22 protein-coding genes and 1 pseudogene are annotated in these 24,258 nt (G+C 72.8%); 11 read left to right on the top strand and 12 right to left on the bottom strand.

Annotation, left to right across the window (positions count from 1 at the left end; genetic code table 11):
* Positions 1 to 4 precede the first annotated feature (4 nt).
* On the top strand, positions 5 to 1,225 hold the full coding sequence (locus tag ABT112_RS10065) for an acyl-CoA dehydrogenase family protein (protein ID WP_351507568.1): 1,221 nt from the start codon (positions 5 to 7) through the stop codon (positions 1,223 to 1,225).
* Between the two features lie 40 nt (positions 1,226 to 1,265).
* Here ABT112_RS10065 and ABT112_RS10060 read toward each other — a convergent pair whose 3' ends face one another.
* From ABT112_RS10060 to ABT112_RS10050, 3 genes are read right to left on the bottom strand one after another with little or no spacing between them, the layout of a single operon-like run.
* Entirely contained in the window at positions 1,266 to 1,859 is a 594-nt protein-coding gene (locus ABT112_RS10060) for a TetR/AcrR family transcriptional regulator (protein ID WP_351507566.1), read from the bottom strand.
* 32 nt (positions 1,860 to 1,891) lie between these two features.
* Positions 1,892 to 3,547 (bottom strand): AMP-binding protein, encoded by a 1,656-nt coding sequence (locus ABT112_RS10055; RefSeq protein ID WP_351507564.1) that lies wholly within the window; start codon positions 3,545 to 3,547, stop codon positions 1,892 to 1,894.
* A complete protein-coding gene (locus tag ABT112_RS10050) occupies positions 3,544 to 4,311 on the bottom strand; it encodes an SDR family oxidoreductase (RefSeq protein ID WP_351507637.1) in 768 nt (255 codons plus the stop codon). The genes ABT112_RS10055 and ABT112_RS10050 overlap by 4 nt, the downstream gene beginning before the upstream one ends.
* Before the next feature lie 148 nt (positions 4,312 to 4,459).
* On the opposite strand from ABT112_RS10050, the gene ABT112_RS10045 reads away from it, so the two are divergent.
* The 5 genes and pseudogenes from ABT112_RS10045 to ABT112_RS10025 all read left to right on the top strand — a co-directional run bounded on the left by ABT112_RS10045 (position 4,460) and on the right by ABT112_RS10025 (position 10,584).
* Positions 4,460 to 5,746 carry an exo-beta-N-acetylmuramidase NamZ family protein gene (locus ABT112_RS10045; RefSeq protein ID WP_351507562.1) on the top strand — a complete coding sequence of 429 codons (1,287 nt, stop codon included), beginning with the start codon at positions 4,460 to 4,462 and terminating at the stop codon, positions 5,744 to 5,746.
* A gap of 371 nt (positions 5,747 to 6,117) precedes the next feature.
* Positions 6,118 to 6,903: pseudogene (locus ABT112_RS10040) on the top strand (ABC transporter ATP-binding protein); the annotation flags it as partial.
* Positions 6,904 to 7,142: 239 nt separating this feature from the next.
* Positions 7,143 to 8,441 (top strand): ABC transporter permease, encoded by a 1,299-nt coding sequence (locus ABT112_RS10035; protein ID WP_351507560.1) that lies wholly within the window; start codon positions 7,143 to 7,145, stop codon positions 8,439 to 8,441.
* A complete protein-coding gene (locus ABT112_RS10030; RefSeq protein WP_351507557.1) occupies positions 8,438 to 9,868 on the top strand; it encodes a sensor histidine kinase in 1,431 nt (476 codons plus the stop codon). The genes ABT112_RS10035 and ABT112_RS10030 overlap by 4 nt, the downstream gene beginning before the upstream one ends.
* A 56-nt stretch (positions 9,869 to 9,924) precedes the next feature.
* On the top strand, positions 9,925 to 10,584 hold the full coding sequence (locus ABT112_RS10025) for a response regulator transcription factor (protein ID WP_351507635.1): 660 nt from the start codon (positions 9,925 to 9,927) through the stop codon (positions 10,582 to 10,584).
* Between the two features lie 108 nt (positions 10,585 to 10,692).
* On the opposite strand, the gene ABT112_RS10020 is transcribed toward ABT112_RS10025, so the two are convergent.
* Positions 10,693 to 12,087, bottom strand: coding sequence for a CAP domain-containing protein (locus tag ABT112_RS10020; protein ID WP_351507555.1), 1,395 nt, complete (start codon positions 12,085 to 12,087; stop codon positions 10,693 to 10,695).
* Positions 12,088 to 12,504: 417 nt separating this feature from the next.
* Between ABT112_RS10020 and ABT112_RS10015 the strand changes: the two genes are divergently transcribed.
* Positions 12,505 to 13,116 carry a hypothetical protein gene (locus tag ABT112_RS10015; protein ID WP_351507553.1) on the top strand — a complete coding sequence of 204 codons (612 nt, stop codon included), beginning with the start codon at positions 12,505 to 12,507 and terminating at the stop codon, positions 13,114 to 13,116.
* A 36-nt stretch (positions 13,117 to 13,152) separates the two neighbouring features.
* Here the strand turns inward: ABT112_RS10015 and ABT112_RS10010 are convergent, their stop codons facing one another.
* Positions 13,153 to 13,731, bottom strand: a complete 579-nt coding sequence (locus tag ABT112_RS10010) for a hypothetical protein (RefSeq protein ID WP_351507551.1) — start codon at positions 13,729 to 13,731, stop codon at positions 13,153 to 13,155.
* Between the two features lie 243 nt (positions 13,732 to 13,974).
* Here ABT112_RS10010 and ABT112_RS10005 point away from each other — a divergent pair, with 243 nt between their 5' ends.
* From ABT112_RS10005 to ABT112_RS09995, 3 genes are all read left to right on the top strand, one after another.
* Positions 13,975 to 15,420: an amidase gene (locus ABT112_RS10005; RefSeq protein WP_351507549.1), complete on the top strand. Its 1,446-nt coding sequence runs from the start codon at positions 13,975 to 13,977 to the stop codon at positions 15,418 to 15,420.
* Between the two features lie 83 nt (positions 15,421 to 15,503).
* The gene (locus ABT112_RS10000; protein ID WP_351507547.1) at positions 15,504 to 16,586 is read left to right on the top strand and encodes an NsdA family TPR-like regulatory protein; all 1,083 of its coding nucleotides are present in this window, start codon (positions 15,504 to 15,506) and stop codon (positions 16,584 to 16,586) included.
* 11 nt (positions 16,587 to 16,597) lie between these two features.
* Positions 16,598 to 16,963 carry an ASCH domain-containing protein gene (locus ABT112_RS09995; RefSeq protein ID WP_351507545.1) on the top strand — a complete coding sequence of 122 codons (366 nt, stop codon included), beginning with the start codon at positions 16,598 to 16,600 and terminating at the stop codon, positions 16,961 to 16,963.
* A gap of 231 nt (positions 16,964 to 17,194) precedes the next feature.
* Here ABT112_RS09995 and soxR read toward each other — a convergent pair whose 3' ends face one another.
* The gene (soxR, locus tag ABT112_RS09990; RefSeq protein WP_351507543.1) at positions 17,195 to 17,656 is read right to left on the bottom strand and encodes a redox-sensitive transcriptional activator SoxR; all 462 of its coding nucleotides are present in this window, start codon (positions 17,654 to 17,656) and stop codon (positions 17,195 to 17,197) included.
* Positions 17,657 to 17,794: 138 nt separating this feature from the next.
* On the opposite strand from soxR, the gene ABT112_RS09985 reads away from it, so the two are divergent.
* A complete protein-coding gene (locus ABT112_RS09985) occupies positions 17,795 to 18,256 on the top strand; it encodes a MaoC family dehydratase (protein WP_351507541.1) in 462 nt (153 codons plus the stop codon).
* Between the two features lie 405 nt (positions 18,257 to 18,661).
* Here ABT112_RS09985 and ABT112_RS09980 read toward each other — a convergent pair whose 3' ends face one another.
* The 6 genes from ABT112_RS09980 to abc-f all read right to left on the bottom strand — a co-directional run bounded on the left by ABT112_RS09980 (position 18,662) and on the right by abc-f (position 24,178).
* A complete protein-coding gene (locus ABT112_RS09980) occupies positions 18,662 to 18,871 on the bottom strand; it encodes a DUF397 domain-containing protein (protein ID WP_351507539.1) in 210 nt (69 codons plus the stop codon).
* 591 nt (positions 18,872 to 19,462) lie between these two features.
* Positions 19,463 to 20,317, bottom strand: a complete 855-nt coding sequence (locus tag ABT112_RS09970; protein WP_351507535.1) for a helix-turn-helix domain-containing protein — start codon at positions 20,315 to 20,317, stop codon at positions 19,463 to 19,465.
* A 3-nt stretch (positions 20,318 to 20,320) separates the two neighbouring features.
* Complete coding sequence (locus ABT112_RS09965; RefSeq protein WP_351507533.1) at positions 20,321 to 20,842, bottom strand: DUF6879 family protein; 522 nt, start codon at positions 20,840 to 20,842, stop codon at positions 20,321 to 20,323.
* Positions 20,823 to 21,086 (bottom strand): hypothetical protein, encoded by a 264-nt coding sequence (locus tag ABT112_RS09960; protein WP_351507532.1) that lies wholly within the window; start codon positions 21,084 to 21,086, stop codon positions 20,823 to 20,825. The genes ABT112_RS09965 and ABT112_RS09960 overlap by 20 nt, the downstream gene beginning before the upstream one ends.
* Before the next feature lie 548 nt (positions 21,087 to 21,634).
* A complete protein-coding gene (locus ABT112_RS09955; RefSeq protein ID WP_502975304.1) occupies positions 21,635 to 22,336 on the bottom strand; it encodes a CatB-related O-acetyltransferase in 702 nt (233 codons plus the stop codon).
* 222 nt (positions 22,337 to 22,558) lie between these two features.
* A complete protein-coding gene (abc-f, locus tag ABT112_RS09950) occupies positions 22,559 to 24,178 on the bottom strand; it encodes a ribosomal protection-like ABC-F family protein (RefSeq protein WP_351507530.1) in 1,620 nt (539 codons plus the stop codon).
* Positions 24,179 to 24,258: the final 80 nt, after the last annotated feature.

Below are 24,258 nucleotides of genomic sequence, written 5' to 3'. Positions count from 1 at the left end.
CAGCATGGATTTCGCTTTCGACTCCCGCACCGAGGAACTGCGCCGGAAGCTGCTCGCCTTCATGGACGAGCATGTGCTCCCGGCCGAGGAGACCGCCGAGGAGCAGCGCGCCGGGCTCTCCTCCCCCTGGCTCACCCCGCCGGTCGTGGAGGAGCTGAAGGCCGAGGCGCGCCGGCAGGGGCTGTGGAATCTGTTCCTGCCGGACAGCGAGTACGGCGCGGGGCTGACCAACCTCCAGTACGCGCCGCTCGCCGAGATCACCGGCCGCAGCCCGCATCTGGCCCCCACCGCGCTGAACTGCGCCGCACCGGACACCGGGAACATGGAGGTGCTGGCCCAGTTCGGCAGCGAGCAGCAGCGGAAGCAGTGGCTGGAGCCGCTGCTCGCGGGCGAGATCCGGTCCGCGTTCGCGATGACCGAGCCCGAGGTGGCCTCCTCCGACGCCACCAACATCGAGACGCGGATCGAGCGGGACGGTGACGCGTACGTCATCACCGGCCGCAAGTGGTACATCTCGGGGGCGATGAACCCGGACTGCGCGGTCTTCATCGTCATGGGCAAGACCGACCCGGACGGCGAGGACATCCGCCGCCAGCAGTCCATGGTGCTGGTGCCGCGGGACACCCCGGGGGTCGAGGTGCGCCGGGCCATGCAGGTCTACGGGTACGAGGACCACTCCCACGGGGGCCACGCCGAGGTGGTCTTCGACGGTGTGCGCGTCCCGGCGGCGAACCTGATCGGCGAGGAGGGCGGCGGCTTCGCCATCGCCCAGGCCCGGCTGGGTCCGGGCCGGATCCACCACTGCATGCGGCTGATCGGCATGGCGGAGCGGGCGATCGAGCTGATGTGCCATCGGGCGGTCTCCCGCACGGCCTTCGGCAAGCCGCTCGCCGGACAGGGCCAGGTGCAGGAGTGGATCGCGGACGCCCGGGTCGCGGTGGAGCAGCTGCGGCTGCTGGTGCTCAAGACCGCCTGGCTGATGGACACCGTCGGCAACAAGGGCGCGCACACCGAGATCCAGGCCATCAAGATCGCCACCCCGCGCACGGTGGTGGACATCCTGGACCGGGCGGTGCAGCTGCACGGCGCGGGCGGGGTCAGCCAGGACTACCCGCTGGCGGAGCTGTGGGCGGCGGCCCGCACGCTGCGGCTCGCGGACGGGCCGGACGAGGTGCACCAGCGGTCGCTGGCCCGCCGGGAGCTGAAGAAGCACAGCGGGTCGTAGAGGTCGGGTCCGGGGGCCCGATTCAGCGGGTCCCCGGAGCCTACGGCCGGAGCGCCCGCAGCAGCAGGTCGGCCAGGTGGTCGGCGACCTGCTGCGGGGTCAGCGGGCCGTCCGGGCGGTACCAGCTGGCGAGGTGGTGCACCGAGCCGAAGTGGTAGTCGACGACCAGGTCGGCCGGGGTGGCCGTGCTGAACACCCCACCCTGCTGCCCCTCCTCGATGAGGGCGCGGAACCGCTCGTGGTAGCGCCGCCGCTCCGCCCTGACCTGCTTGTTCTTCTCCGGGCTGAGCTGGTGCATCGAGCGGAAGAAGATGGTGGCGTCGTCGAGGTGCTCGATGGTGGTGATGACGACGTCGGCCGCGGCGGCGCGCAGCCGCTCCGCCACCGGGGCGTCGGAGTCGGCGAACGCGTCCAGCCGCTCCTGCTGGAGCCGCAGCACCCGCCCGTAGATCTCGTGCAGCAGGTCGTCCTTGGAGCCGAAGTAGTGGTAGAGCGCGCCCTTGGTCACGCCGGCGGCCTCGACGATCTCCTGGACGGAGGTCCGGTCGTAGCCGCGTTCGGCGAAGAGGCGGGTGGCGGCGGCCAGCAGCCGCTGCGGGACGGGTGTCCCGTTGCCCTCCGTCGTTCTGGCCATCACCGCCACCTGCCTCTCTGCTCGCTCGTCGGTCATGCGCGGGAGCGCAGCTCCCGTCGGAGGATCTTCCCACTCGTGGTCTTCGGCAACTCGGGCAGGACCTCGACCTCGCGCGGGTACTTGAACGCGGCGAGGCGGTCCTTGCAGTGGGCGGCCAGCTCCTCGGGGGTGGTGTCCTCCCCCGGCCGCAGGCTCACATAGGCCTTGACCGATTCGCCCCGGTAGGCGTCGGGCACGCCCACGACCGCTGCCTCGCGGACCGCGGGGTGGGAGTAGAGGACGTCCTCGACCTCGCGCGGCCACACCTTGAAGCCGGAGGCGTTGATCATGTCCTTCTTGCGGTCGACGACGTAGAGCCAGCCGCCCGGGTCCATGAAGCCGATGTCGCCGGTGCGCAGCTCGCCGTCCGGGATCGCGGCGGCGCTGTCCTCGGGGCGGCGCCAGTAGCCGGGGATCACCATCGGGCCGCGGACCGCGATCTCGCCGTGCTCGCCCAGGGGCACGTCCGCACCGTTCTCGTCCACGATCCGGACGACCGTGTCGGGGCCGGGGACACCGACGGACAAGGTGCCCGAGACCGGGTCGACGGGCGCCTCCCGCTGGGGCGGGACGCTGGCGCAGGGCGCGGTGCACTCGGTGAGGCCGTAGCCGTTGCGGATGTACGGGCCGAAGCCCGCCCGGAACTTCTCGACCAGCGCGGGCGGCAGCGGCGCCCCGCCGGAGGAGATCATCCGGAAGGAGCCGAAGTGGTCGGGGGTGCAGCCGGGGTGGGCGGCCAGGGCCATGAAGGCCGTGGACGGGCCGACGGTGTACGCGGGCCGGTGTTCGGCGAAGGCGTCGAGGACGACGCCGGGCTCGAAGCGGTGCGCGAGCGCGAGGGTGCCCGCGCCGACGAGCGAGGCGGAGAGCTCACACACCAGGCCGGTGATGTGGAACAGCGGGGCGAGCGCGAAGATCGTGCTGCCGTCGGGCAGGTCGTGACCGACGTGCTGGCGCTCGGCGTTGTAGGCGATGTTGCCGTGGGTGTTCATGGCGCCCTTGGGGGTGCCGCTGGTGCCCGAGGTATAGCTGATCAGGGCGATGCCGGAGGAGTCGGGGTCGCGGCCGGCGGGCGCGGCGAGCCCGGAGCGGGCGGCGGCGAGCAGGTCCTCGGCACCGTCGGGTACGGGCATCGGCTCGCCCTTCAGCACCCGCGCGTCGTTCCGGGTCTGGAGGTCGAAGTCGCTGGTGGTGAAGGCGATCCGGACCGGTGAGCCCGCCGCGGTGTCCCGCAGGAAGCCCTCCCAGGCGCGGTCGGCGCAGACCAGCGCGGTGACCTCGGCGTCGGCGAGGACGTGGGCGACCTCGCGCTCCTTGTACATCGGGTTGACGGGGACGACGGTGCCGCCCGCCTTCCACGCGCCCAGGAGAGCGAGGACGAACTGCGGGACGTTCTGCAGGACCAGGGCGAGCCGGTCGCCGGGGGCGAAACCGCGCTCGGCGAGCCGGCCGGCGATCCCGTCGGACAGCTCGTCGGCCTCCCGGTAGCCGATCCGGCCGTCGAAGTAGCCGAGGGCGGTGCGGTCGGGGACCCGGCGCACCGCCTCGCGGAAGGCGTGGAGCACGGTCTCGGGAGGGTCGGCCGGGGCCAGCTGGGCGTCGGACAGCTGGGCCAGCCACGGCCGGGCCGCATACGGGGAGCCGCTCATCGCGCGACCTCCTCCCACTTCTGCTGGAGCTGGTTCATCCGGTTCAGCCAGCGGTCCGGGTCGCCGGTGCGGGCGCTGGAGAATCCGGCCACCTCGGGGTGCGGCAGGATCAGGAAGCGTCCCTCGGCCATGCCGGCGAACAGCGCGTCGGCGACCTGCTCCGGCTCGATGGCGGTGGGCGCCAGGACGAGGTCGCCCGCGCTGCCGGTGGCGCTGAGCATGTCGGTGCGCACCCCCTGCGGGCAGACCGCGTGCACCTGGATGCCGCGGTGCCGGTAGGTGAGGGAGAGCCACTCGGCGAAGGCCAGGGCACCGTGCTTGGTGACGCTGTACGGCGCCGCGCCGATCATGGTGAGCAGTCCGGCGGCGGAGACGGTGGAGACGAAGCGGCCGCTGCCGCGCTCCAGCCAGTCAGGCAGCAGCTCCCGGGCGGCTCTGACGTGCGCCATCACATTGACGTCCCAGGCGGCGGCCCACACCTCCTCGTCGGCGTCGGCCCCGCCGCCCGAGGCGAGCCCGGCGTTGGCGCAGTAGACGTCGACGGTCCCGTCGAGCGCCTTCCGGGCGGCGGACACCACGGCGGAGGCGTCGCCGGGGAGCGCGATGCCCCCGATCTCCCCGGCGACGGCGGCGGCCTTGTCCCCGTCGAGGTCGTTGACGACCACCCGGGCCCCCTCGGCGGCGAATCTGCGGGCGAGGGCGGCTCCGATGCCGCCGCCCGCGCCGGTGACGACGACTCCGGCGTCCTGAAGGGTCTGCACGATCGTGGCTCCTTCGACTCGACTGCCCAGTGGACCAGGCAGCAGACTAACCAGTCGGTATGTTGTGGGGAAGGGGGTCGCGGCAAGCCGGTGCGGCAGGCCCGGTCGCGGTCGTTCCGTCCTGCGCCCGACGGCGCTACCGTGCGCGGACATGCGGACATCTGAAGCGAGCCTTTCCCGGCGGAGCCTGCTGGCCGGAACCGGAGCCGCGGGAGCGGCCGTCGCCGGAGCGGCCGCGGCCGGCCCCGCGTACGCCGCGGCGGACGCCGGGGGCGGCGGCCGGGTGCGGACGGGATTCGACCGGCTGGCGGCGGCCGGCTACCGGCTGCTGGAGGGGCAGCGGGTCGGTGTGGTCACCAATCCGACGGGGGTGACGCGGGACGTCCGGCACATCGTGGACGTGATGCACGCCGACGAACGGGTGAATCTCACGACCGTGTTCGGCCCGGAGCACGGCTTCCGCGGCACCGCGCAGGCGGGCGACTCCGAGGGCCGCTCGGTGGACCCGGCGACCGGACTGCCGGTCTTCGACACCTATCTGAAGAGCGGTCAGGCGCTGGCGGCCGTCTTCACCGAGTCCGCCGTGGACACGGTCGTCTTCGACATCCAGGACGTGGGTGCCCGCTTCTACACCTACATCTGGACGCTGTACGACTGCATGGTGGCGGCGGTCCTGGCCGGTAAGCGCTTCGTCGTCCTGGACCGGCCCAATCCGGTCACCGGGCGCGGGGCCTACGGGCCGGTGCTGGACAAGGCGTTCGCCACCTTCGTCGGCCGGGAACCGATCGCCCAGGCGCACGGCATGACGGCCGCGGAGCTGGCGCTGCTGTTCAACGCCGAGTTCGTGCCCGGGGCCGCCGGGCGGGCCGTGGAGCTGGCGACGGTGTCCCTGTCGGGGTGGCGGCGCGCGGACTTCTTCGACGCCACCGGCCTGCCCTGGGTGCCGCCGAGCCCCAACATGCCCACGCCGGAGACCGCGCTGGTCTACTCGGGGACCTGTCTGTTCGAGGGCACCAATCTGTCGGAGGGGCGCGGCACCACGCGCCCGTTCGAACTGCTCGGCGCCGAGGGCATCGACCGGCGGTGGGCGGAGGCGGCAAACACGCTCGGGCTGCCCGGTGTCCGCTTCCGCGAGGCGTATTTCACCCCGACGTTCTCCAAGTTCCAGGGCAAGACCGTCGGTGGCGTCCAGCTGCACGTGCACGACCGGGCGGCGTACGACCCGGTGCGCACCGGGATCGGCCTGCTGGTGACCGCGAAGCGGGTGTGGAGCGGCTTCGCCTGGCGCCCGGACCACTGGATCGACAAGCTCACCGGCTCGACCGCGGTGCGCACGATGATCGACGCGGGGGCCGGTACGGACGAGGTGGCCGCCGCGTGGGCGGACCGGCTGGCGGAGTTCCGGGCCGTGCGCCGACGGTACCTGCGGTACCGGTAGCGGGGCGCGCGACGCCGGTGGGCAGTCCTCCAGTGCGGGTACCGGGCCGCACGATGCCGGTGGGGGCGGGCAGGACGGCGGTGGCGACCGGCCGCGGATGCCGCGGGGCGCGCGACGCCGGTGGGGGCGGGGCTCCGTGATCGGTGGCGGGCCGGGCGGCGCCGGTCGGCCGGCCTCCCGTACCGATACCGGGCCGCGCGACGCCGGTGGGCGGGCCCCGGGCCCCGTAGAGATCCCCGGCGGCTTCCGGGGGTTCGGAAACTCCGAACCCCGGACTCGGGTGGCTGCCCCAGTGCCCTGATGACCTGCTGCTTCGTAGATTCGACAGCAGCGTCGGCCGTGGGTGCCGGCCACCCGAGAGAGGCTTGCCGATGCCCGGATCCGCACACGGTCGGACCGTCCCGCCGGACGCGCTGCACCTGCGGGAGGTGACGCGCCGTTACGGGCGGGGCGCCCGCGCCGTCCACGCGCTGCGGGGGATCGATCTGCGGCTGCCGTCCGGCAGTTTCACCGCCGTCATGGGCCCGTCCGGATCAGGCAAGAGCACCTTTCTGCACTGTGCCGCCGGGCTCGACCGGCCCTCGTCGGGCTCGGTCCACCTCGGCGGGCAGGAGCTGTCCCGGATGCGGGAGCGCCGGCTGACCCGGCTGCGCCGGGCCCGGATCGGCTTCGTCTTCCAGGCGTTCAACCTGCTGCCGGCGCTGACGGTGGAGGAGAACGTGCTGCTGCCGCTGCGGCTGGACGGCCGGCGGGCCGGACGGGACACGGCGGCCCGCGCGCTGGCGGACGTCGGGCTGGCTGGCCGGGCCCACCACCGGCCGGGGCAGCTCTCCGGCGGTCAGCAGCAGCGCGTCGCCATCGCCCGGGCCCTGGTCACCCGGCCCGAGGTGGTGTTCGCAGACGAGCCCACCGGCGCGCTGGACACGGTGACGGCCGCCGAAGTCCTCGGTCTGCTGCGGGACTCGGTCGACCGGCTGGGCGCCACCGTGGTGATGGTGACCCATGACCCGGCGGGCGCCGCCTGGGCCGACCGGGTGCTCCTGCTGGATCGGGGGCGCATCGCCCAGGACCTGAGCCCGGAGCCCGGCACGGCCCGCCACGATCGGCGGCGCGAGGCGGAGGCCCGGCGGATCGCCGCACGGATGCGGGCTCTCGCCACACCGCAAGGGCCCGCGGACGGCCTCCGGGCGACCGGCGAGGTCCACGAGGCCACCGAGCGCCGGGAAGCCACAGGGATCCACCGGGCCACCGAGCTCCGGGAGGCCACAGGGATCCGCGGGGCAACCGAGTTCCGGGAAGGCGCAGAGACCCACGAGGCTGCCGAGCCCCGGGAAACCGCAGGGATCCACCGGGCCACCGAGCCCCGGGACGCCACGCAGACCCGCCAGGCCGCCGTATGACCACCGGTCTCGCCCGCGCCTCGCTGCGGTCCCGGCCGGCGGCGGCCGCAGGGGTGTTCTCGGCCCTGGTCCTCTCCGCCACGGTGATCACCGCCTGCGCCGCGGTGCTGTTCTCGGCCACCGCCGGGCCGCGCTCCCGCCAGGGTGACGAACTGGCGCTGATGGGCGTGGGTTTCACCCTGGTCACCGTCTACCTCTCGGTGTTCGTGACCGGCCAGGTGACGGCGCTGGCCGTGGCGCAGCGGCAGCGCGAGACGGCGCTGCTGCGGACCGTCGGCGCCGGCCCCTGGCAGATCCGGCGGATGGTGGCCACCGAGGCCCTGCTCACGGCCGTGCCCGCGCTGCCCGTCGGCTACGGGCTCGGGGTGCTGCTGGCCCGCTGGTGGTTCGGGGCGATGGTGGATCAGGGGCTGGTGCCGGAGGGGGTGCGGCTGACCGTCGGTCCGCTGCCCGCCCTGGTCGCGGCCGGGGTGCTCACCGTCACCTCGCTGCTCGGCGGGCTGCTGGCAGCCCAGCGGGCCGCCCGTTCCCGCCCGTCCGTCGCGCTCGGTGAGGCGGCAGGCCCCGCGGGCGGGGTGACGGTCGTCCGGCTGCTGCTCGCCGTAGGTGCCCTGGCGGGTGCGGTCGCGCTGGGCTCGGCCGTCGCCGCGGGTCCCGCGGACCGGGCGGCGGAACGCGTTCCGCTGCTGCTCCTGCTGTATCTGGTGGCCGTCGGGCTGGCCGGTCCGGTGCTCGGCCGGGCCGGGTGCGCGCTGCTCGCCGTCCCCTTCCGGCTGTTCGGCGCTCCGGGCGTCCTGGCGGTGGCCAACAGCCGGGCCCGGGCCCGGCGGCTGTCGGCGGCGATCACCCCGGTTACCCTGGTCGTCGCCTTCACCCTGGCCAAGCTCGGTGCGACGGCCGGACGCGCCCCCTCCTGGATCGACCTCTTCGCCACCGCCCTGTACGCCGGGTTCGCCGGGCTGGCCGCGGCGAACACCCTGGTGATGCTGATCCTGGAGCGGCGCCGGGAGATCGCCCTGCTGCGGCTGGTGGGGGCCGGGGCGGGCCAACTGCTCCGGATGGTGCTGCTCGAAGGAGTCATCGTGTCGGGAACCTCACTGGTCCTGGGTGCCGCCGTGGCGACCGCCGCCCTGGCGCCGCTCGGCGGGACGGGCGGTGCCACCGCCCCGTCGGGCCTGCCCGCGGAGGTCCTGGCCGCGCTCGCCGGAGCAGTGGTGCTGCTGGTGCTGCTCTCCTCAGTTCTGCCGTCGGTACGGTTGCTGACGGTCCGTCCGACCACGGGTGCCACCGCATGACCGCGCGGGAGGAGGCCGTCGTCGCGGAGACCGCGGCGGAGGAGGAACGCGCCGGTGCGGCGCGGCCCGCATGGCCGGTCGGTGACGCACCACCGCCCGCGCCCGCCGGGAAGCGCCCTACCGGTTCCCCCGGCCGGACGGGCCGGCTGCTGCGCCTGCTCGGTGTTCCCGTCGGCCGCGGCGACTGGCGGGAGCTCGCCTTCGCCCTGCTCCTCGCGCCGTCGGCGGTGCTCGGCACCGCCCTGATCTACCCGGTGCTGGTCCTGGCACTGCCCCTCTCGGTGACCCACCTGGGGCTGCCCCTGCTGGCCGGCGTCCTCACCGTCGGCCGGCGCCTGGCCGGTGTCCACCGGTTCCTGCTGCGCGCCCTGCTCGGCGAGGACATCCCGGCACCGCCCCCCGTGGAGCGGGGCGGGACGGGCGCCGTGCGCGCCGCGCTCGCCGACGGCACCGGCTGGCGGGCCGTCGCCTACCTGCTGGCGGCGCTGCCACTGGGCCTGCTGCTCCTGGTCGTGGCGGTCGGCCTCCGCCTCTACGGGCTGGCCGGCGTCCTCTATCCACTGTGGTGGCGGAGCGTCGGCGCCGACGGGCACCGGGGGCTGAGCCTGGGCTCCCTGGCCCTGGACACCTGGCCGCGGATCCTGGCGGTCGCCGTGGCCGGCCTCCTGCTCACCGCCCTGGCCGGCTGGTCGGGCCGTCGGCTGCTGGTGCTGGTCCGGTACGCGGGGCGGGCGCTGCTGGGGCCCAGCCGGCTCTCGGACCGGGTGCGGGACCTGGAGGAGACCCGCGCGCTGGCCGTCCAGGACTCGGCGCGGACCCTGCGGCGGATCGAACGCGACCTGCACGACGGCCCCCAGGCCCAGTTGACCGCGGTGACGATGTCGCTGGCCTCGGCCCGCGGCAGGCTGGAGCCGAGCGGCCCGGACGGTACGGTCGCGCCACAGGATCTGGAGCGCGGCCGGGAACTGGTCGAGCAGGCGCTGGCCACCGCCCGCACCGCCGTGACCCAACTGCGGGACCTGGTCCGCGGCATCCACCCGCCCGTGCTGGACACCGGGCTGGACGCGGCGCTGGAGACGCTGGCCGCGCGCACCGGTGTCCCGGTGCGGCTCCGGGCGCACGTCCCCGGTCCGCTGCCCGAAGCGGTCGCCACCATCGCGTACTTCTGTGCGTCGGAGCTGCTCAGCAACGCGGCCCGGTACTCCGGTGCCGAGCGGATCGAGCTGACGGCGGAGCGCCGGGACGGCCTGCTGACCCTGCGGGTGCACGACGAGGGGCAGGGCGGGGCGGTGATCGTGCCCGGCTCGGCGGGCGGCGGCAGCGGACTGGCGGGGCTGGCCGAACGGGTCCGCACCGTCGACGGCCGGCTGCTGATCAGCAGCCCCCGGGGCGGGCCGACCACCGTTACCGTGGAGCTTCCGGTATGACCGTGCGCCGGCCGGCCACCGGACCGGACACCCCCGCCGACTCCCAGGGAACCCCCATGCGCATCGTGATCGCCGAGGACGCCGCGGTGCTGCGGCACGGCATGGTCCAACTGCTCACCGAACGCGGGCTGGAGGTGGCCGCCGCGGTGGCCGACGCCGACGGGCTGTACGCCGCCGTCGCCGAGCACACTCCCGACGCGATCGTGGCGGACATCAGGATGCCGCCGGACCACACCGACGAGGGGCTGCGCGCCGCCGTCGCCCTGCGGCTGGAGCACCCGGGGCTCGGGGTGCTGCTGTTCTCCCAGTACGTCGAGACCCGCTACACCGCGCGGCTGCTGGCCGGCGGAACCAGCGGCATCGGCTATCTGCTCAAGGAACGGGTCTGTGATGTGGACGAGTTCGTGGACGCCGTCCACCGGGTCGGGACCGGCGGGACCGCACTGGACCCCGAGGTCGTGTCGCAGTTGCTGTCGGCCCGCCGGGACAGCGGCGGCCTCGGCTCCCTGAGCCCGCGGGAGGACGAGGTGCTGGCGCTGATGGCGCAGGGCCTGACCAACGCGGCGGTGGCGCGCTCGCTGGGCATCACCCAGCGGTCCGTCGAGAAGCATGTGGCGGGGATCTTCGCCAAGCTGGGGCTGCCGCGCACCGACAGCGAGCACCGTCGGGTGCTGGCCGTGCTGCGCTATCTGGGGGCCTCGCCCGCCCGGCCGTGAGCCGTCGACGGTGCGGCGTGCGGACCCGGTACCGGCGCCCGACGGGGTCCGGGCCGGGCAGCGCACGCCTCCGGCGGGCCGGTCCCGCCGGAGGCGTGCGGGCGCGTGCTACACGCGAGCCCCGAAGTACTGCGCCCACCAGGGCCCTTCCGGGCCGTTGTGCACGCCGACGCCGATCTCCCGGAAGCGGCAGTCCAGGATGTTGGCCCGGTGCTCCGGGCTGCGCATCCAGGCCTGGGTCACCTCGGTGGGTGTCGCGTAGCCGCGGGCGATGTTCTCCCCGAGGTCGGACCACTGGTGGTAGCCCATCCGCATCGCGCGGGTGCTGGGCCGCGATCCGTCGGGACCGGTGTGGGACAGTCCGCCCCCGTCGGCCATGACCCCGGCGTACTGCTCGGCGGCCTGGGTCAGCGGGGCGCTCACCTTCAGCGGCTGGCAGCCCGCGGCGGTCCGCTCCTTGTTGACGAGCCGGACGACCTCACCGGCCGCCTCCTGCTGGGAGGCGTCGGGCTTCCCGGCCTCGTCCGCCGCCGGCCCGGCCTGCTCCTTCGCGGGCTCCTTCGCGGACTCCTTGGCAGGTTCCTGGACCGGTTCCTTCGCGGGCTCCTTCGCCGGTTCCTTGGCCTGTTCCTCGACCGGTTCCTTCGCGGGCTCCTTGGCCTGTACCTCGACCGGTTCCTTCGCGGGCTCCTTGGCCTGTACCTCGACCGGTTCCTTCGCGGGCTCCTTGGCGGGCTCCTTGGCCTGTTCCTTCGCGGCGGGCTGCGGGGCCGGAGCTGCCGCCGGGGCGGACGGCGCGGCGGACGGCGCGGCGGAGGCGGACGGCGCCGCGGAGGGCGCGGCCGATGCGGACGGGGCGGACGGGGCGGACTGCTGCGGTGGTTGCTGCGCGGCCGCGGACTGCTGCGGCTGCTGCTGGGCGGGGGCGGCGCTCGCGGTCCCCGCCGAGGGGTCCACGGACGGCCCCGCCGAGGGCGCCGCGGACTGCGGTTCGGCGGACGGTACGGCGGGCGCGTCCGCGGGCCGGTCGACCGCGGGCAGCGTCACATACGGCCCCTCGGACGGGGCGGCCGAGGCGGACGGGGCGGAGGCGGAGGGCGCCGGCGAGGCGGCCTGCGCCGGGCTCTGGCTCGTCGCGGCCGGCGGCGCGGGCCGGTCGGCGGGCGGCTCGGCGGGCGGTGGGACGGCCGGGACGGCGGCGGGCGCCGCCGCCGGGGAGCCGGGCTCACCGGAAACCGGGTCCGTGTCGGAACCGGCGCCGGGGACGGACGGCGCGGCGGCTGCCTGCGGGCCCTGCGGCACCGCCGATTCCTGTGCGAGGCCGGCGCTCCGGCCGGAGGCGGGCTGCGGTACGGGGCGGGCCCAGGCCTCGGCCGGGACCCCCCAGGTGGCTGCCAGGACGACGGCGGCGGGGACGATGAGCCGGAGGGAGGCGGTGCCCTTCCGGTGCGTGTGGCGTCGGGCGGCCCGACCGGACCGTCGACCAGTGCTGTGGATGACCATGGCTCATCCATAACCGGGGCGGCTGCGCCCTGCATCCACGCGGGTCCAGATGGTCCATCAGATGATGATCGACACTCCGTCAGATCGGTGACCGCACCGGCCGGACCACCCGCCGGCAGCCGCGGACGGCCCGCCCGGTCCGGCGCGTTCCCGCAGTTCGGAGCGGCCGTGCGGCGGGGTGAACTCCGGGGGGCCCGGACGGCGTTCCACCGTCCGGGCCACCGGCCGGGGCCCGTTACCCGATGGAGTGTCAGCTCCGGCCGGGGAACTCCACGACCTGCAGCAGTCACCTCTTCCGAACCACCACGAATACCAAGGACGGCCACGGGTACGCGGGTCATCAGTTCGATGGATCCGGATGGGGGTGCCGTACGTCCATTCCTCATCGCCGAAGTACCAGCGACGGAGGTGGCAAGGATGGCCGGATTCAGAAGTCTCGCGGAGCATGTGCGCGACCCCCGGGTCGAGACCCGTCGGCGGCGCACCGCACTGCGCAAGTGCCTGGAGAAATTCGCCCCCTACGGACACCGGGCGACCTGGCACCACCTGTGCGCACGGGCCGGAGTCGGCACCGAGGACCGACAGGCCGACCCGGGGCGGCTGGTGGCCGCGCTGGAGGAGCTGGAGGAGGCCCGGACCGTGTGGCTCGCGTACGAAGTGGAGTTCGCGGCCCGGCGCCGGCGCGAGAAACACGAGGGCATCAGGAAGCCCGTCGCCCTGGACGACTGGCACCGCTGCACCTGGGGCGGGTGCGGCGTCGCCTGGTGCGACGACCCGCTGGTCCATCCGTCCGCTCCCCTGCCGGACGTGCTGCGCCGCATCATCGGCGCGCTGGAGTCGGGGGCGGGCACCGCCTGCCCGGTGTGCGCCACGGACCGGATCGTGTGGCGCGGCGGCCTGGACCACCACCCGAGTTCGGGCCCGGTCTGCACCGGCTGCGGCATCGTCGTGCCCGAACCCGCGCTGACCGTCGAGGCGCTGGCCGAGGCCAAGAGATCCAGACTCGGCACGCTGGCCACCGCTTCCTGACCCCCGGGACACCCCTGCACGTCCCGCCCCGGACCGTCACGCGGCAGGCGCGGACCCGTCAGCCCGTCCGCCGCCGTACCCGGCGTCGGAGCCGGGCAGCAGGACGTCGGTGTGGATGGCGAGTTTGAACTCGGCCAGCGTGACGGGCACGGCGATCCGCCGGTCGTCGCTGCCCCGCGCGGTCACCTTCAGACCGACCGGCGTGCCGCGCTTGACGGCGAACTGCCACATGTAGGTGCGGAACTGGCTGCCGCCGGTGTGCGCGGAGTCGCAGGTCCCCGTGGAGTCGTACCCGGTGCTCTGGCCGAGCGGGTCCCGGACGAACCGTGCCCGGAACTCGCTCGGCCGGGTGTCGGGCTGCCAGATCACCATCGCCGACAGCACACCCCAGCCGTCGTGGCTGGGGTGGATGAGCCCCGACCGGGCATCGGGGTAGACCGACGTCCCGCTCCCGCCGTGGGCCGGGTCGTGCATGCCCCAGGGGTCCGTCGACTCTCCGGCCCGACCGTAGGGGAAGCGCACCAGGTGGTACCCGTCGGAGTCGTAGCTGATCCGCTGAGGCCCCGTCCCGGAGGTCCCCAGATCCCACTTGAGCGAACAGACGACCAGACTCATCGGCCACCCCTTCTTCTCCACCGGTCGCGGGCCCGGTCCGGACGGCGTCCCCGCGCTGCCCGGTTCTCCGGCCGGCCCGGTACTCCCGCCGGCCCCGAGCTCCTCCGCCGGCTCGTCCCGGCCGGCTCTGGGACGGTGATGCCCGGTCACGGGTCCGTCAAGCCGACGGGCACCCCCGATGGGACTGGTCGTTACCAATCGGTAGTGGGAGGATTCCCGTCCACGCGCGAGAGGACGGACGGCATGGCCGAGCTGCACGATCTGACAGCCCTGGAGCAGGCGGACGCGATCCGGGAGGGCACGCTCTCCCCGGTGGAGCTCACCGAGCACTATCTGAGCCGCATCGACCGGCTCGACCCCTCCCTCGGCGCCTTCATCACCGTCACCCCGGAGATCGCGCGCAAGCAGGCCGCCGACGCCGAGAGCGTGGCCGTCGCGGCACGCCGGGACGGCCACGGCCTGGCGCCGCTGCACGGCATCCCGGCGCCGGTGAAGGACCTCAGCATGGTGGCGGGGGTGCGCTGCACCTTCGGCTCGGAGGCCTTCCGGAACCACGTCCCGGAGGTCGACGACCATGTGGTGACCAAGCTCCGTGCCGCGGGCACGGTCATGCTCGGCAAGACCAACACCCCCGAGTTCGGGCTCCCCTGCTACACCGAGAACCGGCTCGCTCCCCCGGCGCGCACCCCGTGGGACCTCGACCGGTCGGCGGGCGGATCCAGCGGCGGCGCCGCCGCGGCGGTGGCGGGCGGCCTGGCACCCCTCGCCCACGGCAGCGACGGGGCGGGGTCGATCCGCATCCCGTCCTCGGTGTGCGGGCTCTACGGCATCAAGCCGAGCCGGGGCCGGGTCAGTTCGGGCCCCACCCTGCACGACATCAGCGGACTGAGCGGCTCCGGTCCCATCGCCCGCACGGTGGCGGACGCGGCGGCGCTGCTGGACGCGCTGTCCGGCCCCATGCCCGGCGACCCGTACGGCGCCCCGGGCCTGCCGCCGGGCGAGACCTTCCTCGGCCACGCCCGGCGGCACCCGGAGGCGCGGCTGCGGATCGTCTCGCTGCTCGACCCGCCCGTGCCGGGTGTGGAACTGCACCCGGACTGCCGGGCCGCGGCGGACGGCACGGCGGCGCTGCTGCGGGAACTCGGGCACCAGGTGGACGAGGCGGAACTGCCGGTCGACGACACGGTCCGGCAGGCGTTCTCCGCCGTCTGGGACGTGATGACCCTGGCCCGTCCGGTACCGGCCGACGCGGAGGAGCACTTGATGCCGCTCACCCGCCACCTGCGCGAGCGCGGCGGCCGGGTGTCCGCGAAGGCCTTCGCGGACGCGCTGTACGCGTTCCGGATGCTCGGCCAGATGGTCGAGGACCTGCTGCTGACGGCCGGAACCGGCTACGACGTGATCCTCACTCCGACCCTGGCCCAGCCGCCCGCTCCGGTCGGGTCCCAGCGCAACGACGCGGATCCCGAGGCCGAGTTCGCGGCCATCACCGCGTTCACCCCCTTCACCCCGCTCTACAACGCGACCGGCCAGCCCGCGGTCAGCCTGCCGCTGCACTGGACGGAGAGCGGGCTGCCGGTCGGCGTCATGCTAGGCGGCCGCTACGGCGCCGAGGCGACACTGCTCTCCCTCTCGGCGGAACTGGAGGAGGCCCGGCCGTGGTCGGGGCGGCATCCTGCGATGTGGTGAGGGGGAGAGGGAGAAGTCCCGTCAACTGCGGCCGTGTCTCGGCAAAGTGGTTCGCGGTGGCGGGCTCGCAAAGCTTCACGGAGGTGGAGGCAACGAAGCGTCGCGACGCGGTGAAGCTCGCCGGACTGGCCATGGCGGCCCCGGCCGCCGCAGCACAGATCCTTGAGCAGGCCGCCGCCGAGGCCATGGAATTGACCCGGCAGGCCGAGGCGACCTCGCTCGGCTCGGGAACCCTGGACCATCTCGACCTCGCGGTCACCGAGTTCAACTGCGCATATTCGCTCAAGCCGCCGAGGGCCGTCTTCGACGCGGTGATGGACTACCGGCGCAAGGTCGACGCCCTCCTCAAAGGCCGACACACCCACCGGCAGGAACATGAACTGCTGGCGTTCGCCGGCTGGCTGTCCGAGCTCTTGGCTTGGCTCGCCCACGACCTCGGGGACGCCCGCGCCGGTCTGGCGTTCGCCATCGACGCGTTCGTTCACGGACAGCAGGCCGGACACGGCCAGCTCTGCGCGTGGGCCATGGACGCCGCCGCCTCCATCAACCTGTATGAGCAACAGCCCGGCAAGGCCCGCGACGCGGCGCTCAAGGGCCTCATCGAGGCCCCAGCCACCCATCCGCTGACCGTGCGGCTGCATGCCCAGGTCGCGCGCGCTGCCGCCGCTGACGGCGACGCGGACGGCTTCACCACCGCCTTTCAGGCCGCCGAGGACGCCCATCGGCTCCTGCCTCCCCGCTCGCCCCGCCGCTTCGGGCTGGACGTGCTGCCGCTGGCCGACTATGCACTCACCTCGTATCCGGCGACCTCGTTCATCTGGCTCGGGCAAGCCGAACAAGCCCGGCAGCACGCTGAACAGGCCCTGGCGACCTATGAGACGGCCCCCGCGGCATCGAGGTCCCCGAGCCGCGAGGCCATCGCTCGCATCGACCTGGCCCTCGCCCATGCCCTCCTCGGCGACCCCGACGACGCCGTCGCCCTCGGCCACCAGGCCCTCGACTCCGCCCGCGTCGTCGACTCCGTCCGCCACCGGGCCGGCGACCTCACCTCGTTCCTGAATCGCCGCTATCCGCGCCAGGCAGCCGTCGAGGGCCTGCGCGAACGGCTGGCCGCCGCCGACGCGGCCACCCGCCCGGCCCTGCCCGCAGTCTCCCCCGGAGCATGAAGGACACCGCGATGACAACAAACGAGCCGCAGCCCGGCCAGCACTCACTCAACATCCGCAAGCCGTACTTCGACCTGATCGCCTCCGGCGCCAAGACCATCGAAGTCCGCGTCGGCTATCCCAAGATCCGCAAGATCACCGCCGGGGACACCCTGCGGATCGCGTGCGCGGACGAGGCGCTGACCACCCGCGTCACTGCGGTAAAGGAATACGAGTCCTTCAAGGCGATGCTGGACGCCGAGGAGGAGGCCGCGATCGGCGGACCGGACATGAACCACGACTCGCTCGTCGCCGCGATCCGCGACATCTATCCGCCCGAGAAGGAAGCCCTCGGCGTCTTCGCCCTCCACCTCACCCTCGCGCAGGCCGGCACCTGAGACGAGACGCACCCTCCCTCAAGGGCACGTCGACCTGTCACCACGCCCCCTCCCATAGGGCTTCAACACGGTCATCGAATGGGAACGTGGTGTCCGGGACGGCAGACCTCAACCTGTCGGCCGGAAGCGCGGAGTGACAGTGCAGCGGACCCTCATTCCGAACGCCGCCCGGTCCGGCCCCGGCCGGGATCACCGGACCGACCAACAGCCGGGCCCCGACCAGCCCCCTGCTCAGCGCTTGCGCTCGGCCAGCAGGCGGGAGCCGCTGCCCTGACGGCCGACGGTGTCGTCCGGGTTCGACAGCACACAGGTGTCCAGCGACAGACACCCGCAGGCGATGCAGTCGGTCAGGTGGTCCCGCAGCCGGTTGAGCTGCTGGATGCGGCGGTCCAGTTCGGAGCGCCACAGCTCGGAGAGCCGGGCCCAGTCCTCACGGTTCGGCGTGCGTTCCTCGGGCAGTTCGGCGAGGGCGTCCCGGATGGTGGCGAGCGGGATGCCGACGCGCTGCGCGGCCCGGATGAACGCGACCCGGCGCAGCGCGTCCCTGCTGTAGCGGCGCTGGTTGCCCGGGGTCCGGCGGCTGCTGATCAGCCCCTTGGACTCGTAGAAGTGCAGCGCGGAGACGGCCGCGCCGCTGCGGGCGGACACCTGGCCGACGCTGAGTTCCTGGACGTCGCGGGGAATCTGGGGCACAGCGCCCAAGCGTACGTCGCCACGCCGCGGCCCCCGTCGGCGGACGTTGACAGCGGAGCCCTGTCGCAGCATGCTGAGCAACTGCTTAGTACGTGCAGATGTCGGATGTCGGATGCCGGATGTCGGTGGAGGTACGAGATGGCGGACCCCCGGGTCTTCGGGTCGCTGGACGAGCTGCGGGCGGCGGTCGGCGAGCAGTTGGGCACGAGCGACTGGCTGGAGGTCGACCAGAAGCGGATCGACCTGTTCGCGGACGCGACCGGCGACCACCAGTGGATCCATGTGGACCCGGAGAAGGCCGCGGCCGGCCCGTTCGGCACCACGATCGCCCACGGCTATCTCACGCTGTCGCTGCTGCCGGCCCTGGTGCCGCAGCTGATGCGGGTGGACGGCGTCCGGATGGGCATCAACTACGGTGCCAACAAGGTCCGTTTCCCCTCCCCCGTGCCGGTCGGCTCCCGCCTGCGGGCCACGGGCAAGATCTCCGAGGTGTCCGAGGTGACCGACGGCGTGCAGCTGACCACCGTGGTGACGGTGGAGCGGGAGGGCGGCGACAAGCCGGTCTGCGTGGCGGAGACGGTGAGCCGCTTCTATCTTTGACCGCCGCACCGCTGTCCGCGCCGCGTGGCCGTGGTTCGGCTTCAAGGGCCCTGCCGCACCGCAGAACACTGCGATCGGCCAGGGGCGATGAGAGCTGGGTCGCCCTCACCGACCCGAACAGCCGGACAACCAATTCTCCGGGTCGGCACTGGTCAGCGCATTGAAGAACCCCGCCCACGCGCCGGGCGATACGCACGGACGGGGCAGTTGCGGGCGGTCCCGCTCAGTGCTCACGCGGCCGGACAGGGGAACGGGTGGCAGCGTTGCGCCACCACCACAGACCCCGGCAAGTAGGCAGCGAGAGCCCGAAGTGCGCCCCGCACCGCGCGCACCAGGGCAACCCGTTCTCAGGGTCGGCAGGGCACTCGGCATCACAGCGGGGGCACTTCGGCACGGGGCCTACTCTCAGGCGCTCAGGTCGAACTCTCCTGCCTTCACGGCGTCCGTGAGCGTGGCCCAGTCGGCAGCCGTCATCGTGACGATGCTGTCCGGTCGCTTGCTGTCGCGCAACGCGACGATGCCGGGCACGTTGGTCGCTACCTCCGGGCAGTTGTCAACGCGAGCGTCACGGCACGCCGCAGCGGTCACGAACTCGAACTCCGGGCGTTCGGTCATGGGTGCTTTCCCTTCGGCAGAACGAGCGGGGAAGCGGTCCCCGCACCGTCTTGCAATCCGCCCCTACCGCGCTGCGCCGCCGCAGTCACGGGAAGGACGGGAACCTGGTCGGCCCGCTTCACGCTGTCGGGCGGGGCCGTCCACTCACGGCCGCCACCCTCGGGCCAGAGAAACGCGACGGGCCGCTTACGGCGATCACCTGGCAGCTTGGCCGGGTCCTCCCAATCGGGGATCACGGCGCGCAGGATGCCGACCCTTCCGGCGCTGTCCTCGACCCGCTGCCCCACGTCGTCCAGCGTGATCATCCGTGGCCGTCCGGGTGCCGGGCCATGAGGACATTGCAGTCAGTCACGGTCGTCTGGTCGTTGCCGGCGCGGGCACGGTCCCGGACGTTGGCCAGCTCTCGGCAACCGGCGCAGCCGTCAACAGGTGCTGGCTCCAACTCCGTTTCCTTAAACGGGAGTTCAGCCGGATCACTGGGATACGTTCTCGGCTCGGCCATACCCGACCCCTTCGCGTCGTCCGTCTGACGACCACGCTAGGAACCGTGGAATCTCAACTCACAGCGGATTGCACGCGATTGCGCGGGGATTACACGAGAGAGTCACGCGCCTTGGCCAGCAGTGCACGGGCCTTGTCGCCGTAGACCGCCATGTCGGCCAGCGTGCCGAACGTGTCGGCGTAGGCCGCTACCTCGCTGGGCTGCGTGATCGTGAGGTAGCCGGATACAAGCTCAACGCTCACTTGCGCCTTGTCGTAGATCCAGAACCCTTCAACGGGCATACGCGCCCGTTCAAGCCGGGCGGGGACCACACCCAAGGTCACGTTGGGCAACTCGCCTTCAGCGAGGGAGCGCAGACGCTCAAGCTGTTCCGCTTGGGTGTCGACGTCGCCGTAGCCGTTCCTCAACACGGACTCTTCCACCAGGAACGCGAACCGGCGTTGCCCCTCGGTGAGCACCCGCTGTCGTTCCATGCGGACGGCCACAGCGTCGGCAACGTCATCGACTGGCACGCGGCGTCGCTGGACAGCGCGCAAGACAGCTTCGGTGTAGCCGTACGTCTGGATGAGGCCGGGCACGAGCCAAGAGGAGTAGGCCCGAAACCAGCGGGTGCGCTCGAACAGTTGCCACACGGACTCCTGCGCCCGTCGCAGCCCCGTGCGCTCCATCCGAAGCCAGGACACCCACATGCCCTCAACGGCCTGCAGAGAGGCGATCAAGTCCGCTGCCTGGTCCTCCACGCCGCAAGCTGCGCACCACGCGCGAATGTCGTCCTCGCTGGGCTGCGTCTTCGCCGTCGAGATCCGAGACACCTTGGACGGATGCCAGCCGCACAGCGCGGCAAGGTCTTTGCCCTCAAGCCCGGCATCCCTGATCAACTCCCGAAGGCGGTCGGCAAGGAGCTGCCGGGCTTGCTGGACGCTGGATGATGCTGACTGGGGCATGGATCACTGATCCGGCTTGTACTCCTCGTGAGGTGTGGCCCGATCCCACACCGACTCGAAGGCAGACGAGACCAGTTGGACCACTTCCGGTTCCGTCCGCCACTCGCGGTCAACGACTTCCCCGACGCCAGAGAAGTACGTGAACAACACCGCCTCGCTGTCGAACATCCACAGGTCAGTACCGGGCAGCGGGATGTCAGCGGCCTTGCGCCGGGGCAGCCAGCGGACAAGTTCCCCCGCTGCGACGTTGGCGAACGTCATGTCGTGCTCGTACCTGATGTACTCCGTGACCGGCTCAGAGACGATCCGGGCCCGCCGCATGACGACCCCGCGCGCTGTCGTCTCGTGCACTAGGTCACGCCAGGTACCCCACCAGTCCGGTAGCTTGGCCGGGTCGCTGTTGTACCTGTGGCCAGCGCTCCAGCGGGCAAACTCCGGATCGTCCGGCGTATAGCTGTCGCGCATCTCCAGGTGTACGGCGGAGTGCCGCGCCTTGGAGATCCCTTCACGTACGGGGTACTTCATCGTTGCCGTCCTCCGGTCGGGGGATGTACTTCAGCATCACAGCGGGGAGCCGAATGATCGTCTCGTGATCCGGCACGTCCGTGCTGTGGCCGGGGACAGAGCCGATCTCTTGGCACGCCATCACTTCCTCCTCGGTGGCCCGGTACGACTGGACCAGCAGATCCCCCGTGTCCTCGTCCAACCAGATGGTGGGCGAGTCGTCAACGGGCGTGTTCGGGATGATCCCGAGGAACCGCAGCTTCATGTGCGCGCTCTCCCTCTGCCGATCGGATTGCAGCCGATTGCTTGAGCCTCACCCGCTGGAGGCAGCCCGGCAAGACTGCCTGCCCGCACGGCACTTGTCCCAGGCGAGGAAGCGGCGACGGGGGCGGGGGTTCAGGATCGAAGGCGGCGGATCCCTTGCGAATCCCGGGGCGACCCTCGCAGTCGGCCGGGAAGTCACCGATTTTCGAAGCGCGCTCGGCGAGGCTGCGTCCATGGCGCAGAACCCGCACGGGTCGGGATCGGTCTTGCGATACCACCCGATTACCTCGGCGTCGTTCTGAGCCGGCCGAGGGAATGGAATTCGATTACCTGTGCCCACCCCCTAACGTTTAGGGGTGATCAGCGGCGCTGTGTGCCGAGTGCTGTTTCCGAGAGAGATCTTCGGCCCTCACTCCGCAGAGGTTCACCGCACACGAGGAGGCCACCGGAGCGGGGCGGCCCGGCGGTGAAGCCTTTCGGCCTCACCGCACGGAGCATTCCCAGCAGGGCACCGGCCTTCGCAGGGCCGTTCGTCCTCCGCCAGGCGTTTCAACGGCCCGGCGGCGGGTCTTGACGCGTCTCCGGCGACGTCTGTCCGGCCGCCGTCTCCAGGTCGTCGATGCTGCCGGACATGATCGTGCGGAGGTGTGCGGTGATCTGCTGGAGCGGCCAGTCCCACCAGGCCAGGGCAAGGAGGCGGTCGACGTCCGTATCGCTGTAGCGGCGGCGGACGAGACGGGCGGGGTTGCCGCCGACGACGCCGTAGTCGGGGACGTCGTCGACGACGACGGAGCCGGAGGCGACTATCGCTCCGTGGCCGATGCGGACACCGGGCATCACCGTGGCCCGGTAGCCGAGCCAGACGTCGTTGCCCACCACGGTGTCGCCCCGTCCGGGCAGCCCGGAGAGGAGGTCCATGTGGTCGCCCCAGGAGCCGCCCATGATGGGGAACGGGAACGTCGAGGGGCCGTCCATGCGGTGGTTGGCGCCGTTCATGATGAACCGCACGCCCTCCCCCAGCGCGCAGAACTTCCCGATGACCAGCTTCTCCGGCCCGTAGTGGTACAGCACGTTGCGGGTCTCGAAGGCGGTCGGATCGTCGGGGTCGTCGTAGTAGGAGAACTCCCCGACCTCGATCAGCGGCGAGGTGACCAGCGGCTTCAGCAGCACCACCCGCGGCTGTCCGGGCATCGGATGCACCACGGTCGGGTCGGCGGGAACGGGGGGCATGTCGGCGGGGACAGGTGGCATCGGGTATGGCTTCCTTCCTGACGAGGACGGGATGACCGCGGGGCCGGGGCTTCCCCCCGGCAGGGCGGCTGCGGACCTCAGGCGGGGGCCTCGGACTGCGGCCTCGGGCGGCGACTCTCGGGCGGCGACTCTCGGACTGCGGGCCCTCGGGCCGCAGGCTTCACCTCAGGCCGCGACCTCAAGGCCGAGCAGCCCTCACTGCGGACCTGAAGGCCGTGCCCCTCAAGCCGTGGCGCCGGATGTCGCGTTCGCCGGCAGGTCCAGGTGGGTGCCCTGCCAGCGCCGCCGCAGCCGGCGGTCGTGGCTGACGACGACGAGGGCGCCGTTGTAGCCGGCCAGCGCGGTTTCCAGCTCCTCGATGAGGGCGGGCGAGAGGTGGTTGGTGGGTTCGTCGAGCAGCAGGACGTCCGACGGCTCGCTGAGCAGGCGGGCCAGGGCGAGTCGCTGCAGCTGCCCGGTGGACAGCCGGCCGACCGGCACCGTGAGCTGGTCGCGGGCGAACAGGCCGAGGGACAGCAGCCGTTCGGCGTGCTCCGCGGCCTCCCCCGCCCGTCCGCGGGCGAAGGCGGCGAGCACGGTCTCGTCCGGTTCCCCGGGACGCGGCTCCTGGGGGAGGTGGCCGATCCTGCCGCGCCGGGTGACGCCCCCGCTGTCGGGGGCGACGTCCCCGGCCAGGACGCCGAGCAGGGTGCTCTTGCCGGCTCCGTTCGGCCCTGTGATCAGCAGGTGTTCGCCCGCCGTGACGGTGAGGTCCGTGCGGTCGAGCCGGTCGGTGACGGCGACGCCGGCCGCGTCGAGGACGGCACCCTGCAGGCGGCGGGCCCGCAGGACGGGGGTGAAGCGCAGCGGCTCCGGCGGGGGCGGGACCGGGTCGGCGAGGAGGCGGCGCAGCCGTTCCTCGGCGTTGCGCACCCGGCCGGCCAGCGACTGCTGCACGCGGCCGCCCGCCCGGTCGTAGGCCATCTTGTTGCCGTCCTTCATCGGGCGGCCGGGGGCCACCTGACGGGCGGTGGTCGCGGCGGTCTCGCGCAGCCGGTCGATGTCGGCCCGCCACTGGTCGTGTGCCTGGACCCAGCGCTGCCGGGCGGCCGCCTTCTCGGCGAGGTAGCCGGTGTAGCCGTTGCCGTACCGGACGACGCGGCGCCGGTCGGCGTCCACCTCCAGCAGGCCGGTGACGACCCGTTCGAGGAAGAGGCGGTCGTGGGAGACCGTCACCGTGGTGCCCCGCCGGGTGCGCAGGTGTTCCTCCAGCCAGTGCAGGGCGTCCCCGTCGAGGTGGTTGGTCGGCTCGTCCAGCAGCAGCACCTCCGGCGCGGCCGCCAGGACGGCCGCCAGCCGCAGCCGGACCTGTTCTCCGCCGGACAGACTGCCCGCGGTACGGTCACGGCCCACCAGCCCCAGGCCGAGGCCGTGCAGGGCACGTTCCACCCGGGCGTCGGCGTCGTAGCCGCCGCGCAGCTCGAAGACCGTCATCAGTTCGCCGTATTCGGGCAGACCGGACTCGTCACCCTCGGCCATCGCGGCTTCCAGACGGCGCATGCGCCGCTCGACGGCGCGCAGGTCGCCGAGGGCACGGTCGATGATCTGCTGGACGGTCACCCGGGGGTCCAGGCGCTCGTCCTGGACGAGGTAGCCGACGCCGCCGGCCGCCTGGACGACGATCTCGCCCTGATCGGGGCGTTCCCGCCCGGCGAGCAGGCGCAGCAGGGTGGTCTTGCCGGAACCGTTCTCACCGATGATCCCGGTGCGCTCGCCCGCGGGGAGCGAGCAGGTCACCGAGTCAAGGACGAGCCTTTCGTTGAAGGACTTGCTGACGGCGAGCGCGGTGATCTGTGCAGGCATGCAAAAACTCCGAAGCATTCGGGGACGAGGCGGCCGTCGAGGGCCGGATGGTCGGGCGAACGCTTCGAATGAGCATCGAT

The organism is Streptomyces sp. NPDC002055 (assembly GCF_040296705.1).
Lineage (GTDB): Bacteria > Actinomycetota > Actinomycetes > Streptomycetales > Streptomycetaceae > Streptomyces.
The sequence above is the reverse complement of the archived record's forward strand: the minus strand, read 5'-3'. Positions and strand labels throughout refer to the sequence as shown.